Genomic DNA, 14,838 nt, shown 5'->3' on the forward strand with positions numbered 1-14,838 from the left:
AAGGGCGACTCTGCCCGTGTTTAAATATCCAAAATAACCCGGAGCGCCGGCCAGCCCCATTGAGGCCGGCGCGATCGCACCGGCCGGCGAGCATCTTGCTGACGCTGATCCACAGGCAGTTATCTGGATATAGACAATGGACACCGAATTCGATCTCGCAAACGCGTGGGAGCAATGGCAGGCTGCTCTCACTTCCCCGGAAGCTTTCAGTCAGGCCGTCATTATCCTGCTGGTCTACTTTTTGGCCTGGGTTCTGTCTCAGCGTATTCTGAAACTTCTACCGGTGCTGGCCAGCCCACCGGACTCTCCGGAAAACCAGCCGTTGCGCTTGTTGCTGTTTCGTTGCGGCAAGTTGCTGTTTCCCCTCCTGGCGATTTTACTGCTGAAAGTTTCTGCGGCGTTTGTTCCGCTTGTCAGCGGCGGCAACTGGTTGTTGCAGATTGCGCTGGCGGTGGCTCTTGTACTGTTATTCCATTCCTTTGTTCGCACGGTGATTAGCAATAGCACGGTGGCGAAGTTGTTTCTCTGGGTGGGGATGCCGATACTGTTCCTGTACGTACTCGGCGCCCTGGATGACGTGGTGCAGGTACTGGACTCGATGGCGATACAGGTGGGCAATATTCGCCTGACAGCCTACGGGATTGCGCGCACGGCCATCTTCGGCTCGCTGTTATTCTGGTTGGGGCGAATATCCAATTCGACCGGGCAGACCATCATTCGCAAGCAGGAAACACTGGATTTCCGCACTCGTGAAGTCGTTGCCAAGCTGTTTGAAATCGGCCTGTTCGTTATTATTGCTGTGCTGATCCTGCAGCTGATGGGTATCAATCTCACGGCACTCGCAGTTTTCGGTGGCGCGGTTGGTGTGGGTATTGGTTTCGGCTTGCAGACAATCGCCTCCAATTTTATTTCGGGGATCATCATAATCCTCGACCGGTCGGTATCCGTTGGCGACTATATCGAAATGGAGGATGGCCGGAAGGGGTTGGTAACCCAACTCAATATGCGCTCCACCACGTTAGAGACCTATGATGGAAAGGACATAGTGGTACCGAATGAAAAGTTCGTCTCCAACTCTTTCATCAACTGGACTCACAAAAATAAAAAGCAGCGCTACCGGGTGGACTTTGGTGTTGGATATAACACCAATGTCCGTGAGCTGGTGGAAATCATCAAGGAAACAGTTGCCAAGCATCCCCAGGTGTTAAGCGGGAAAGAGGTTCCGTTTGAAGAGCGCCCCGACTGTGAAATCGACAGTTTTGGTGACAATGGGGTGAATATGTTTGTGGAGTTCTGGATGGAGGGTATCGATGACGGGCGCAACCGGGTTGGGGGCGACCTGTTATTGATGATCCTCGAGACACTTCAGCAACACGGTATCGAGATTCCCTTCCCGCAGCGGGATGTGCGCCTGGTCAGTGTGCCGGATCAGAAAGTCACCGTCGGGGCCTGAGGTTGGCGTATTACTGGCTTTTCGATTCAGACCCACGCCAGCGTGGCGAGCCCGGCAATCAATGCCGTCAAGGCAAGGGCGAATAGTTCGATCAACCCATCCTGGGCAACCAGGGCGAGTCCGAACACGGTGAGTGCCAGCCCGGCGATGGTGGCGGAGAAGGGGAGTATCTCCATGGCGGGCAAGGCTGCTGCGATGGCCGTGCAAAGAATTGCTGTCAGGTAGGTTCCCCCGCGTTGAACCAATACCGGCAGCCGGGGACGCAGCCAGCGATCGATAAGCGCAGCCGGGCGTTGCAGCCAGTGCAGGGCCCGGTGGAAACCCGGCGCGGCAAAGGATTTCTTTAACAGCCACTCGGGTAGCCATAGATGGCGTCGCATCATCAGCATCTGCACCGAGACCAGCAGTGTCAGAATACCCATCACGGTAGGGATACCCGGGATACCGGATAGGGGGGAGAAGAGGATCAGGCCGACCACCAGCAGGATTGGCGCAAAGGAGCGGTCGCCCACCGCCTGCAGGATCTCACGCAGGTAGATCCGATCACGCCCCGCGCTCAGGCGCGCCAGCTGCTGCAGGAGCTGTGACAGGTTCTGTATATCCTCAGGCATGGCGGTTCAGTTTCAGTGGTCCCCGTTCCACAAGTCGCGTCATAACAGCTTAAACCGACCCGGGAGGGTTATCCGCCTGTACCGATGATTTTGTGTGTCGCTGGTGCCATTCCAGCACGAATACCGTCAGTGCCGGTAGCATGGTCAGGGTAACCAGCATTGCACCGATGATCCCGGCCATCACAATCACGCCTACGCCCCGGTAAAGTTCGGTGCCGGCACCGGGTAAAAAAACCAGTGGCGCCAGACCGCAGATGGTGGTGATGGTGGAAATGGCAATCGGCCGCAAGCGGGAATCCACCGCCTCCTGTACGGCTTCCACCGCGGGCATGCCTTCCTCCTTCAGGTTGGATATCGCCCGGTGCACGATCAGGATCGGGTTGTTGACCACGGTACCCATCAGGATGAGAAAGCCCAGCATGGAGATCATGTCGAAGGGCTGGTGGATCCCCTCAAACCCGAGCCCGCGCAATATGCCCCCCACGAGGTTCAACAGCGCAAGTCCCGCGATACCGCCGGCAATACCGAGCGGTATGGTGGTCATGATCAACAGCGGATAGCCCCAGTGCGAGAAGATTGCCACCATCAGCAGGTAAATGATGGCGAGCGCCACCAGATAGTTGCTGCCCAGTGATGCGCGGGTGGCGTCCAGCTGGTCGGCGGCGCCGGAGATATCCATGGAGACACCAAGCGGCACTTTGCCGGTGTCCCGCAGGTGCTGCACGAGCTCCGTGCGCACCGTTTCCACCCCGGTTTCCAGGGCAACGGAGCGGGGCGGAATGATATTCAGGGAGACGGTGCGACGCCCGTCGATTCGGCGCACAGTGGCCGTGTCCACGGTTTCTTCGATACGCGCCAGTTCCGACAGCGGCAGTACGGCCCCGGTGGGGGTGTAGACAAAGATCTGCTCGAGTGTCTCGACGGTGGCTTCCGGCCCCTGCTGGTTGTAGAGGTAGATATCGATCTTGTCGTCATCCAGGAAAAACTCATTGACGAAAGCGCCGTCGGTGAGTGCCGCGACGGCAAAGCCGATATCCTCCGCACTCATACCCACTTCCTCGGCGCGCTCCCACCTTGGCCTTACCTCCAGCAATGGCTGCGCCAGTGACAGGCTGGTGGGCTGGGTCTGGATGTTCGGGTCGTCGAAAATTTCCCGGGCGCGGCTGTAAGCGGCGCGGGCAACCTTGTACAGGTCGGCGAGATTCGACCCGGAAATATCCAGGTTGACGCTGCGGGTGCCACCGTCATTACTGCTGATGATGGAACCGCGGGTGGCAAATGCGCGCATGCCGGGATAGCGCTCGTACTTGCGTACTATCGCGCGCATCAACGCGTCGATGTGCCGCGGGTCCTTGGTTTCGGCAATGATGCGCAGGCGCTGCGGGGACACACTGAGAATGAAGAACTTCATTGCCGGGACTTCCGCTTCCCCGCTGTCGAAAGCCGCCGGATCATGGTCCACAAACGGCAGGAAATACGCCTGCAGCTCGAGGCCAATCTCCTTCATGGTGGCCAGGTTGTAGCCCGGTGGCGCATTCATGCTGGCAAAGGTCTTCGCTTCCTCGCCCTCGGGAAGGTATTCCGCGGGCGGGGTCAACAGGAGGACGATGGCGAGGCTAGTGATAACAGTGATGGCGATGCAGTAAATACGCCTGACGGGGGAGGCCAGCAGCCACTGAATCCGGCTGATGACCGTGTGGCGCAGTCGGCTGTGTTCAATGTTGTCCGCACTGGTGCCGTGAAACCTGAGACGCGCGCTGGCGGTGGGGATCACGGTAATCGCCACCAGCATCGACACCAGAATGGAGGCGGAAATAGCGATGGCGATATCCGAATAGAGCTGCCCGGCCTCTTCGGCAATAAACACCACCGGCAGAAACACCATCACGGTGGTGAGGGTAGAAGCCAGCACCGCGGGCCATACCTTTTTCACCCCGCTGATGGCCGCCTGCAAACGGTCCAGGCCGCGGCGGCGTTCCAGCTCGATACTCTCCAGCACTACGATGCTGTTATCCAGAGTCATGCCAATAGAGAAAGCGACACCCGCGAGGGAGATCACATTGATGGTGCGCCCGGCAATCAACAGGCCGATAAACGCGGCGATGGTACAGATGGGAATGCCCACCACACCCAGGGCGGTTGCGCGCAATGAGCGCAGAAACCAGTACATGATGGCTGTGGCCAGTAGCGCCCCCAGCAGCAGGTTCTTCCACACATTGAACACCGACGACTCCACGTAGCCCACGTCATCGGCGGTGAGCGAAAGCTGCATGCCCTGGGGAATCAGCAGTTCCCGATTGATCTGCTCGACTTCCTTCTCCATCGCTCGCTTGATGTCGATCACATTGGAGCCGCTCTCCCGGCGTATGGACAGGAAGATGACCGACATGCCGTTCACGTAGGCGCTGCTGCGGATCTTGAAGTGGTCCAGCTGGATGTCGGCCACATCGCCGAGGCGCACGATGCTGTCGCCGTCGCGGCGCAGGATCAGTGCGCGCAGCTCATCCAGGTCCTTGAAGCGCCCCAGGGTGCGCAGCAGATACCGGCGCTTGCCGCTCTCCACCTCACCGCCCGAAATATCGCGATTGCGTGCGCGAATTACGGCGCGTACTTCCGTCAGGGTAAGGTTGCGTTCGGTCAGCAGTTCCGGCTTCAGTCGGATCTGGATCTGGCGCTCGGCCCCACCGCCCACACCCACCTCGGCCACGCCGGGCACACCGGACATACGCGGACGCACGTTGTCCTCCACATAATCCCGCAACATGTCCATATCCAGATTGCGCGGGTTGCCCGGTAGTGGGGACACGCGGTAGTACATGAAGGCGTTGGAGGAAAAAGAGGTGGCATACACCCTCGGCTCATCCACGTTTTCCGGGTAGGACGGCACCTGGGTGAGGGCGTTGTTGACGCGGATCTGGGTCTCGAGGATATCCACGCCGAAGGGGAATTCCAGTTCGATTTCTGCAGAGCCGAGATCGGCGGTGGACTGCAGCTCCTGCAGATAGGGAATATTGCGCAGGTACTCCTCCTGCTCGATCAGGATTTCTTTCTCGATATCCTGCGGTGTGGCGCCGGGCCAGCTGGTGCGGATGGAAATGGTGCGCACCTCCAGATCGGGAATCATCTGCACCGGGATGCGGAAGGCTGCCACCACCCCGAGAATGGCAATGATCAGCACAGCCACAGTGACCAGGATGCCGTTCCTGACGATCTGCTCGAACATCAGCCGCCGCCCGCGCGCACGGCCGTTGGTGCGCGTTTGAGAAGGACTTTCTGCGCCGGTTGCAGGCTCTCGTTGCCGCGCACTATCACACGTTGACCCGCGGTGAGCCCGGACTGGATTTCAATCATGCCATTGAAGCTGAGCCCGGTGGTTACCTGCTGTTCGTTCACTTCCACCGCCTGGTTCCAGTCACCGCCGGGCGCTGCGACCCACACGGTGATGCGTCCGTCGGGATAGCGCAGTACGGCGTCGCGCGGTACGGCGATACCCTGTCGGTCACCTTCCAGTTGCAATACCGCAGAGGCGGACATGCCGGGAATCAGCGCTGCGCGCTTTTTATCCTTGCCCTCGATGATGGTCCGCAACACAAAGGTGCGGCTGCCACTGCGACTAACAGGTACCTTGTGTTCCACCCGGGCATTTAGCGTATCGCCACTGTCCAGGGTTACCCGGATTCGGGTATCTGGCTGAATACGCGGGAAGTAGCGCTGGGGTACCTGGAAGTCCGCACGCAGGGAATCGGTATCTACCAGTTCGAACAGCGCCGAGCCTGGCTCGACCCACTCGCCCACATCTACCTCGCGCAGACTGACGGTACCCGAGAAGGGCGCATTGACCTGATGCCGCCGGAGCAGGGCCGTCAGGCGCTCGGTTTCCACCTGGGCTGCCTGCAGCAACGCGGTGCGCTCGCGGACTTCGGAGCCGAGATTTTCCACCTCTGTTTCCGCTACGTGATTGTCGCCCAGCAGTCTCTGCAGCTCTGCGAGACGGCGGCGGCTGTCTGCCAGGGTTTCCCGCACCCTGGCCACTTCCGCCAAGGCGGCGTCGCGGCGGATACTGCTGAGCTCCGGGTCAAGCTTCAGTAGCAGGTCGCCTTTAGCAACGCGGTCACCGACATCCGCGTAAATATCCTCAATCAACCCGGAAACTTCCGCCGAGAGCATTGCCTGGCGCAGAGGATTGATGGTGCCGGTGACGGGTACTTCCTCAATCAGAGTCTGTTTACGTGCAACGACGGCTTCAACCGCTATAGGTGCGGCAGCGGTGGCATCATCGGCCGCGCTTGCCGGAAGCGGTATATAGAGAAGCAGCAAGATGGATGTAAGGGATCTGGTGAACCACATGGAGCAATATCGTTAACGGTATGTGGCTAGTGTAGTAATCGGGCTCTCTGGTATCACCCGTAAGCATTGTTTTTGAATAAGTAAAACCAATGGGGGTGATTTGCTTGCTTTATTGAAAGAACGGCAGCGTCCGAAATTTCCGGCTTCTTCCTCGTAGTTGGCGCGAGTTGATTGCTTTTGCTCCGTCGTTGGCTGTGTCAGTGCCTATATTCAAAGCCAACAATATGCAGAATGAACCAGCGAGAAACTCGCAGGAGGCACTGACATGCTCAAAAAGACGATTCCGCTGTGTACCGCCATCGCAATGACGATCGCGACACTTTCCGCGAGCGTTTCGATTCAGGCGCAAGACAAGCCGATGCCGGGAGAGCCCAAGCCCAACAGCTTCTGGTGGCCGGATCAACTGGATCTCTCGCCCTTGCGGGATCACGACAAATCTTCCAGCCCAATGGCTGACGATTTCGATTACGCCAAAGCGTTTAATAGCCTTGACCTGAACGCGGTTAAAAAAGATATCGAGAAAGTGCTTACTACCTCCCAGGATTGGTGGCCGGCGGATTACGGTCACTATGGACCGCTGATGATCCGTATGGCGTGGCACGCCGCGGGCACCTACCGTGTTGGTGACGGCCGTGGCGGTGCCGGAGGGGGGCAGCAGCGTTTTGATCCGCTCAATAGCTGGCCGGATAACGTGAGTCTGGACAAGGCCCGTCGACTGTTGTGGCCGATCAAGCAGAAATACGGCAAGTCGATCTCCTGGGCTGACCTGATGATTCTCACCGGTAACGTGTCTCTGGAGTCCATGGGATTCAAGACTTTCGGCTTTGCCGGCGGCCGCGAGGACGATTGGGAGCCAGAGCTGGTCTACTGGGGGCCAGAAACCCAGATGCTCGACTATGAGAAACGCTTTAAAGGCAAGCAGCTGGATCGGAAACTGGCCGCCACCGTTATGGGCCTGATCTATGTGAACCCGGAGGGCCCGGGGGGCAGCCTTGACCCGAAGCTGGCGGCGGAAAAGATTCGCCTGTCATTCGGGCGCATGGCCATGAACGACGAGGAGACCGTTGCCCTGATTGCCGGAGGACACGCGTTCGGCAAAACCCACGGTGCGGTCAAGCATGAATGTGTAGGCAAGGAGCCTGCCGCAGCGCCGATTGAGCAACAGGGGTTCGGCTGGAAAAACAAATGTGGCAAAGGTAATGCCGAGGATACCTTTACCAGTGGACTGGAAGGCGCGTGGACGATCACGCCGGCGCAATGGAGTCACAATTTTCTCGACAATCTCTTCAAGTTCGAATGGAAGAAAACCAAGTCGCCCGGTGGCGGGACTGTGTGGATTCCAACCGATCCCAATGCCGCCAACATGGTGCCGGATGCGCATCTCAAGGACAAACGCCACGCGCCAATCATGCTGACGACGGACCTGGCGCTGAAGGAAGATCCTGCCTACCGCAAAATTTCCGAGCGCTTCAAGGACAACCCGAAAGAACTCGAAGATGCGTTTGCCAGAGCCTGGTTCAAGCTCACGCACCGGGATATGGGACCGAAGGCCCGCTATCTGGGCTCGGAAGTTCCTAAAGAAGACCTGTTATGGCAAGACCCGCTCCCGACTGCAGATTTCCAGCTACTGGATGAGCGGGATGTGTTAAAGCTGAAAGGCGAGATTCTATCGTCCGGGCTGACAGTGCCCGAACTGGTGCGGACCGCCTGGGCCTCTGCCTCCACTTTTCGTGGCTCCGATATGCGCGGCGGCGCCAATGGCGCCCGCATACGACTGGCTCCGCAGAAAGATTGGCCGGTGAATAATCCGCAAGAGCTCAATAAAGTGCTGAGCAAGCTGGAATCCATCCAGCAAAGCTTCAACAAGTCGCTGTCTGGTGGCAAACAGGTCTCGCTCGCTGACACCATCGTACTGGCGGGCAACGCGGCTGTGGAAGAAGCTGCCAAGAAGGCTGGACACAATGTGCATGTGCCTTTCAAGCCGGGGCGTACGGACGCAACGGTGGAAATGACCGATGTTGAATCTTTCAGTTGGTTGGAGCCAATGGCAGATGGATTCCGGAATTATTACGGTAAAGGAAATTCTGTCTCACCTACGGAGATGCTGGTAGATCGGGCGGATCTGCTGACCCTGACGGTGCCAGAAATGACCGTACTTGTGGGCGGCATGCGGGCATTGGGTGCGAACACGGGCGGCTCCAAGCTGGGGGTGCTGACGGATAAACCGGGAACCCTGACCAATGACTTTTTCGTAAACCTGCTCAGCATGGATTCTGAATGGTCCAAGTCCTCCAAGGGTGACGGTATCTACGAGGGCAAGGACCGCAAGACCGACAAGGTCAAGTGGACTGCCACGCCGGTAGATCTCATCTTCGGGTCCAATTCCGAGCTGCGCGCAGTCGCAGAGTACTACGCGATGGAAGATTCGGATCAGGCGTTTGTAAATGATTTTGTCAAAGCGTGGACAAAGGTCATGAATCTGGATCGACCGGATTGAGTCCTCATGCACAGAGCTCATTAATGTAGTGTTTGAATGACAGGCGGCCCGCGGGTCGCCTGTCTCTGTATCTGGGGGTGATCTATTCCTGGTTTGGTCGCGTACTGATGTGTTGAAATCCGAAAAAGGCGTGAGGCGTAGATGAAAAACCTGACTGTCAGGCTGTGTGGCATTTGCTTGTTGTTGTTTATTGGCAATGTCAGTGGGGCAGACTTGGAGGTGCGAGTCGGGAATGCACCTGCTGAAGGGGCTTTGGTATTTCAGGTATACGACGATTCGGATGCTTTTGGCGATTTCCGCAGTCCGCGCAGCGAAATACGGCTGCCGGTCAATGCTGACGGGATTTACAGGATTTCAGACGTGCCGTCGGGCACAGTCGCGCTGTTGGTCTACGCCGACCGCGATAACGATCGCGCACTGGGGCGCACTTTTATCGGGATACCGAAAGAGCCGATTGGCCTGTCAAACGGATATCGTCCCAAGGGGCCACCCAGCTTCCAGCGCGCCAGTTTCTACCTGGCAGCTAACGAGACCAAATCTGTCGATATCGAGCTTTACGAGGTACTGGGCGAGTCGGGGCAGTGGGGTGTCGGCCTCGGTGTCATAGGTCGCAGCAGCCCCTATGTAGGCTCAGACTCCACCGTTACCCAGGTGATTCCTGCCATTACCTACTTTGGCGAGCGCTTGCAGTGGGTGGGCCCCAGCCTGCGCTATGGCCTTTGGGGGAGTGACACCCTTCGTTTCGCGGTCAATGCCACCTACCGGGTCGGCGCCTATGAAGAGAACGACAGTCCTGTTCTTGTGGGCCTGGGAGATCGTGACGGCACGCTGATGGCCGGGGTGGGACTGGTGTATGACGGCCCCAATAGAATCGATGTGGATTTTCGCTATCAGCACGATGTGCTCGACCGCTTTGGCGGGGGAACTGCCGAGTTGCGGGTGTCAAAAGGATTTCAGACCGGCAATGTCAGTTGGGGGCCGTCGCTCGGGCTGAACTGGCTGAGCAGTGATCTGGCCAATTACGACTTCGGCGTGCCTTCCTGGGCCGCTTTGCCCGGCCGCCCCGCATACGATGTTGGCAGCACCGTGACTCTGGAAGGGGGAATCGGCGGCATGCTGGAGATCACCGAGCACTGGCGGCTGGTGCTGGATATCAATGCGGAATACCTCGGTGACGATATTTCGGACAGCCCGATCGTCGGTGACGACTACGTCCTCAAGGGCTTTGCCGCAATCACCTATACCTTTTAGCAAGGCTGATCGGTTCCAGGCGATTATTTGACTCGCCGCGGTCGGCTTGACGACTTCATGGAGGAGATATGCGGGACCTGACACTAAAGGCGGCGCTGCTTACTGTTGGCGCTTTATCGTTACTGTTCACGCACTTGCATGCGGCGGCGATTTCGGCGGAAGAGAAGCAGATACTGACCGAAATCAGAAGTAATGTCTTCGGAGGGAGTCGTCTCGCCGCGGCCTTTGAGCAAAGCACAATATCCGGAGCGGAGCCGCCGGTATTCCCCCTTGAGGTCGAACAGCGCGGTTTGATCGTATGGGAAATCCAGGAAAAGTACGCGGAAAGTTTTGCCCAGGAAATCGGGCTGACACCGCCTTTCAAACTGGCAAGCGTCCACCCGCTCACGGTGAAAGGCGATCAAGTCCTGGCGGCAATATTGAAGGAAAATATTGACAAGCGCGCACCCAGCCAGTTGTTGGACCTTCTGTACCCGAAACACTTCTATGTGATCGCCGATATAGGAAACACATCCCGTGCAGAAAATGGTGCAAAACTTGAATTCAAGACCTTTGTCACTCTGCCCGGCGATAACACCCCGCGTCTGTACCGATTCTCCAGCTACAAGGCCCAGCCCGGGGTCGAGTTGTTGCAGCTGTCGACCAACATTCCCAGCAGTCTGATGCTTGAGCATGAATCCGGCAGCTGGCGAGGCAGCCTTTATACGGCGGAGGGCAGCTTGGAGTGGAGTACTACCTATCGGCCCAGTGGGCAGCACAGGTTGCGGCTCTCAGAAACGTTTCTGGATGCAACTGAATTACAGTTCGCGCCAGGCGGTGCCGTCGCCAGGTACTTTTATGACGGTAGTTCCGTCAGTGGAGGCTTGTCGCTGGCAAATCCCAAGCGGTCCCTCATCGGCAACACCTTTAGCTGGAGCAAGTACCTAAAGCCCGCGGCCAGCGCGTTGGTCACAGATACCAAGACGGAGTTTCTGGTTCAGCCGGTAACAGCCCCTGTGGTGGTAACCCAGGGCGGGCCCGGCGCTTGCAATGGGCCAGCGACCAACAGCTCTCAATTATTTTCCAACCTGGTAGGGTGTGTTCTCGGGGGCATTGATCCGCAGCTGGTTTTTGCCTTGCTGTTCCAGAATGCGGGAGTCATCCCTCCCCAGGAGATCCCAACCCTGTATTTTGGGCTGCTGGATCTCTATCAGGGGTTAAATATCCTTCAGGGCCAGGAGCGCCCGAAATTATTTTTCAGCCTGCGCGAGAACCCCCAGACAATTTTTATTAACTTTGAGATTCCTCCGCACAAAGTAAAAGCATTTGAGGCGGAGTTTCTGCCAGAAAGCTTTAAACTGGCAAGAATGCGCTTTTACCCCGAGCAGCATCGTCCGGTCTATGCGGTTTCGCTGAACATCTATGAATCAGTAGGGCAAAACATCAGCGGCTATCGTGCGGAATGGTCTACCTACGTGATCAACCCGGCGGAAGAGGATCCCAGACCCCGGTTCAGTGTTCTTGAAGCGCAAACCAATATTGGTGGCTTCGACGCGGTGGGTGCGCTCGAGCGCTATACCCCGGGCCTGGATCTGAGCACCCCCGCCGGACTGCAGCAGCTGATAGAGCCACCTTCGGACCTGTTCTCCTACAGTGCTGATCTCGCCAGTGGTATCCAGCTGGATGTGCTGGATATGGCAGAGGGCATCGAGGTTGAAGTGTCAATCGATACACCGCCTGTGTCGGAGATGTTGCGCACCGCCCCGACGACCACCTGGATGGAAGCGAATGATTTCGTTTACTGGGGAGAGGTAGCCGATATCCTGAAATACGATAGCAGGGTGATGTTCGCCGAACTTCTGGTGTTCGAAGCCACTTCGCAGGACATTATTCGCGATACCACATTTGAGGGTTACGTTTCCGACAAGCCGCTCCCCATCATTATCTGGAATGGTCCCCAGGCGATTGCGCTGGAACCCTGGGGCAACCTGGATAGCATTGCCATCGAGGATTGACTCGGCAAGAAGCCGCCCGGGTAAATGCCCAGGCAGCGCACGGCGGAAGCTTCTCAGAACAGCCCCATTTGGGGCTGTTTTTCGTTGAAGCGCAGAATTGGCGCCTGCGGCAAGCGGGCGTGCAGCAGTTCACTCCAGAGCGTGACCAGATTCAGCGCGTCGCCGTTGTCCGGCATATGAATAAACACGAATGGGCGCAGTCCGTGATCTATCCAGCCGGCGACCCGCTCGACCCAGGGGGCCAGGAACCCGCGGTTGCTCTCGAGTTCCGGGTGCCCGATATAGCGAATCACCGGGGGCGCATCCACGGGTAACACATGCACCGGCACATTGGGCTTCTTGCGCTGTGCGTCAATCATCGACGGGCTATCGGCTTTTGCCGAGAATAGACCGCGGCTATCCAGACACACCCGGGCGCTATTACGGGCGCGCAGGCCCTGATTCAGTGCGCGCTCGGCCTCTCCTTTCTGAAAAAACGCGGGGTGCCGGACTTCCACCGCGCCGGTCAATGGCGCAGGGAGCTTGTCCAGAAAGCGCCACAGGTTGTCCAGGTGCTGAGGGCCGAAAGCAGCGGGCAATTGCAGCAAAAAGGGGCCCAGCACGTCGTTCAGCGGGGAGATGATTTCCAGGAAATCCCGTACCACCTTCTCCGGTGGGGCGAGCAGGTGATCGTGGGAAACACTGCGTGGGAATTTGAGCAGGAAACGAAAGTCATCCGAAACCTGTCTTCGCCACTGCACGCATTGCGCCTGGGTCGGTGTGGCGTAGAACGTGGTATTACCCTCAACACAATTCAGCACCTGACTGTAGCGTTCGAGCGGTGTTGCGCCTGCCGGTAAACGGGGGCTCCACGCCGGGTGCTGCCATTGCGGGCAGCCGAGGAAATAGGGGAGATCCATGGTTTTGCAGTGATAAATATTCCGGAGCAAATGTAACGACAGTATTCCTCAAGTCAAGTCTGCACATTTACTTTTAAATCATTAGAATGCGCGGCCTTTTGGTGGGTCAGAATGTGGTGGACGGGTGAGTCACCGCTGATCCATGGGACTGAATTCGAAGAGGTTGACTGAGGCTCTATGATCGTATTTACCCTGACTAATGAAGACACGGATCAAGTATGGGTGGGCACAGCGCGCGAAGGGGTATCCCCGGAAGCCCGCTTTCAGCAAATCCAGACCGCGCTTACATTGGGTATCGATCACCCGTTCTACGAAGAGCTAAAGAAATTCGGTGCCAGCGCTTTCACTCCAAGCCTGTTCGCTGTGGCAGAGGATCGCCTGGAGTTGCAGGAGCTGGTGGAGGAGGCGCTGGACTCCTTCAACGCCAAGAGTCTTGTTGGTATCAAGACGGTCAAGCCCGGCACCACCAAATCTGCACTGGCACCCAAGCCAAAGCCGCGGGCGAGCCGCGTGAAGCCCGCAGCCAGCACGACCACAAAGCCGAAAAAACCGGTAAAAGAAAAGCTGGCAACCGGTCGCACCGGCAGTGCTGCCAAAGAGCGGGCGATCAAGGCGGGTATCGAAGCCGAAAAAGCGGCCATGGCTGCCGCTAAAGCCAGGAAAGCCCAGGAGGAGGCCGATGAGATGAAGGCCATTCTGGCGGGACTGGATGCCCGTGGATCAACGCTTTCCCGTCGCTAAACCGGCCTGTACATAAAGTGTATCTTCCCCTCAGGGGCTGCTGCTGAAAGTAGCCCCCAGGTCGGCTGTAAAGAACCCCGCCGCGGTCAGCGCCGTGCGGATCTGGCTTACCGTTGCATTGCTGAGCTGGCGGTAGTCAGGGTAGGGCGTCAGCAGTATCCGATTTTCAATATCGATGGCCACGTCCGGCGCGTCGGGCAGAGCCTCGGCGTTTGAGACCTCGAGCCCAAAGCGCAGTAAATTCTCCTTCCCGCCAATCCAGTGCCACGTGGCCCCGTCTATGAGCCGCGGTGCAAAGCACAGCGCCGTATGCTGAAACAGCGCCTCATCCCGAAAGCCCCTCCAGTCCTCATCGGGGCACGCGACCTTGGCCAGTAATGTCACGATCTTGCGCCAATGGTTCGAATTGCCATCCATCAACAGGCGGGCATCCGGCGTTCTTACCAGGCGATCGAGACCATTTGGGCGGTGCGGAAGGTAAAGCACCATGGACGGGGCACTAGTGCCGAGGTAGTCCAGATTGGACATCAGTCAGTTCCGGAGGCGGTTTAAGGTTTCAGGATTCAAGCGCTGGTTGGTACTTTACAGCAACGTGCAATCCGCGCGCGAATCGCGGTGAAATGCGGCAATCAGTGAGTAGTGCAGGAACTGCGTACAGGTGGTCAGGTAATCCCTGATCCAGAACTGAATATCATCAGGGTTCAGTGCTATATCATTTGCGGCGAAATGACATTGTACAACTTCCCGTGAGTCCCGCTCTTTCCCATCGTCGGTTACCACGATGGTGAGTGTTGAGGTCTTGGCATTCCACTCAAACAGCAGGTATCTGGAGTCGTCCTGAATATTTTGTTCCAAAAGGTCGCAGGCCTTGTCAATAGAGGTATTGATCGCCAGTTGTACATCGCGGTCTGACTCGCCTTTGAATTCGCAGAGATGTAAGGCATGCTCAGTGTCTTCACTTGCCGCAGATTCGGCTGGAGTGCAGTCTTTAATGATGTCCCAATGCAGTTTCATTTTATGTCCTGGATAATGGCCTTGGGCGGCC

The 14,838-nt window shown here is 57.5% G+C and carries 11 protein-coding genes; 5 read left to right on the forward strand and 6 right to left on the reverse strand.

The window, feature by feature from the left end; all coding sequences use genetic code 11:
* Window positions 1-136: 136 nt before the first annotated feature.
* Entirely contained in the window at window positions 137-1,453 is a 1,317-nt protein-coding gene (locus HUW35_RS14255; protein WP_181252922.1) for a mechanosensitive ion channel family protein, read from the forward strand.
* A 26-nt stretch (window positions 1,454-1,479) separates the two neighbouring features.
* On the opposite strand, the gene HUW35_RS14260 is transcribed toward HUW35_RS14255, so the two are convergent.
* From HUW35_RS14260 to HUW35_RS14270, 3 genes are read right to left on the reverse strand one after another with little or no spacing between them, the layout of a single operon-like run.
* The gene (locus HUW35_RS14260; protein ID WP_181252923.1) at window positions 1,480-2,064 is read right to left on the reverse strand and encodes an exopolysaccharide biosynthesis protein; all 585 of its coding nucleotides are present in this window, start codon (window positions 2,062-2,064) and stop codon (window positions 1,480-1,482) included.
* A 49-nt stretch (window positions 2,065-2,113) separates the two neighbouring features.
* Complete coding sequence (locus HUW35_RS14265) at window positions 2,114-5,287, reverse strand: efflux RND transporter permease subunit (RefSeq protein WP_181252924.1); 3,174 nt, start codon at window positions 5,285-5,287, stop codon at window positions 2,114-2,116.
* Window positions 5,287-6,411: an efflux RND transporter periplasmic adaptor subunit gene (locus tag HUW35_RS14270; protein ID WP_181252925.1), complete on the reverse strand. Its 1,125-nt coding sequence runs from the start codon at window positions 6,409-6,411 to the stop codon at window positions 5,287-5,289. Before HUW35_RS14270 ends, HUW35_RS14265 begins: the two co-directional genes overlap by 1 nt.
* Before the next feature lie 265 nt (window positions 6,412-6,676).
* Between HUW35_RS14270 and katG the strand changes: the two genes are divergently transcribed.
* The 3 genes from katG (at window position 6,677) to HUW35_RS14285 (ending at window position 12,153) form a co-directional block, all read left to right on the forward strand.
* A complete protein-coding gene (katG, locus tag HUW35_RS14275; protein WP_181252926.1) occupies window positions 6,677-8,908 on the forward strand; it encodes a catalase/peroxidase HPI in 2,232 nt (743 codons plus the stop codon).
* A 141-nt stretch (window positions 8,909-9,049) separates the two neighbouring features.
* A complete protein-coding gene (locus HUW35_RS14280) occupies window positions 9,050-10,159 on the forward strand; it encodes a MipA/OmpV family protein (protein WP_255463321.1) in 1,110 nt (369 codons plus the stop codon).
* Window positions 10,160-10,227: 68 nt separating this feature from the next.
* Window positions 10,228-12,153, forward strand: a complete 1,926-nt coding sequence (locus HUW35_RS14285) for a hypothetical protein (RefSeq protein WP_181252928.1) — start codon at window positions 10,228-10,230, stop codon at window positions 12,151-12,153.
* Window positions 12,154-12,206: 53 nt separating this feature from the next.
* Here HUW35_RS14285 and HUW35_RS14290 read toward each other — a convergent pair whose 3' ends face one another.
* Complete coding sequence (locus tag HUW35_RS14290; protein WP_181252929.1) at window positions 12,207-13,052, reverse strand: DUF72 domain-containing protein; 846 nt, start codon at window positions 13,050-13,052, stop codon at window positions 12,207-12,209.
* Between the two features lie 177 nt (window positions 13,053-13,229).
* On the opposite strand from HUW35_RS14290, the gene HUW35_RS14295 reads away from it, so the two are divergent.
* Window positions 13,230-13,793, forward strand: coding sequence for a hypothetical protein (locus HUW35_RS14295; RefSeq protein WP_181252930.1), 564 nt, complete (start codon window positions 13,230-13,232; stop codon window positions 13,791-13,793).
* Between the two features lie 30 nt (window positions 13,794-13,823).
* Here the strand turns inward: HUW35_RS14295 and HUW35_RS14300 are convergent, their stop codons facing one another.
* Window positions 13,824-14,321: a hypothetical protein gene (locus tag HUW35_RS14300; RefSeq protein WP_181252931.1), complete on the reverse strand. Its 498-nt coding sequence runs from the start codon at window positions 14,319-14,321 to the stop codon at window positions 13,824-13,826.
* Between the two features lie 54 nt (window positions 14,322-14,375).
* On the reverse strand, window positions 14,376-14,807 hold the full coding sequence (locus tag HUW35_RS14305) for a hypothetical protein (protein WP_181252932.1): 432 nt from the start codon (window positions 14,805-14,807) through the stop codon (window positions 14,376-14,378).
* Between the last annotated feature and the right edge of the window lie 31 nt (window positions 14,808-14,838).

Source organism: Microbulbifer sp. YPW1 (assembly GCF_013367775.1).
GTDB lineage: Bacteria > Pseudomonadota > Gammaproteobacteria > Pseudomonadales > Cellvibrionaceae > Microbulbifer.

Excerpts from the sequence above, each read along its gene's own strand:
- HUW35_RS14255 (WP_181252922.1), top strand. The coding sequence starts at position 137 with ATGGACACCGAATTCGATCTCGCAAACGCGTGGGAGCAATGGCAGGCT.
- HUW35_RS14260 (WP_181252923.1), bottom strand. The coding sequence starts at position 2,064 with ATGCCTGAGGATATACAGAACCTGTCACAGCTCCTGCAGCAGCTGGCG.
- HUW35_RS14265 (WP_181252924.1), bottom strand. The coding sequence starts at position 5,287 with ATGTTCGAGCAGATCGTCAGGAACGGCATCCTGGTCACTGTGGCTGTG.
- HUW35_RS14270 (WP_181252925.1), bottom strand. The coding sequence starts at position 6,411 with ATGTGGTTCACCAGATCCCTTACATCCATCTTGCTGCTTCTCTATATA.
- katG (WP_181252926.1), top strand. The coding sequence starts at position 6,677 with ATGCTCAAAAAGACGATTCCGCTGTGTACCGCCATCGCAATGACGATC.
- HUW35_RS14280 (WP_255463321.1), top strand. The coding sequence starts at position 9,050 with ATGAAAAACCTGACTGTCAGGCTGTGTGGCATTTGCTTGTTGTTGTTT.
- HUW35_RS14285 (WP_181252928.1), top strand. The coding sequence starts at position 10,228 with ATGCGGGACCTGACACTAAAGGCGGCGCTGCTTACTGTTGGCGCTTTA.
- HUW35_RS14290 (WP_181252929.1), bottom strand. The coding sequence starts at position 13,052 with ATGGATCTCCCCTATTTCCTCGGCTGCCCGCAATGGCAGCACCCGGCG.
- HUW35_RS14295 (WP_181252930.1), top strand. The coding sequence starts at position 13,230 with ATGATCGTATTTACCCTGACTAATGAAGACACGGATCAAGTATGGGTG.
- HUW35_RS14300 (WP_181252931.1), bottom strand. The coding sequence starts at position 14,321 with ATGTCCAATCTGGACTACCTCGGCACTAGTGCCCCGTCCATGGTGCTT.
- HUW35_RS14305 (WP_181252932.1), bottom strand. The coding sequence starts at position 14,807 with ATGAAACTGCATTGGGACATCATTAAAGACTGCACTCCAGCCGAATCT.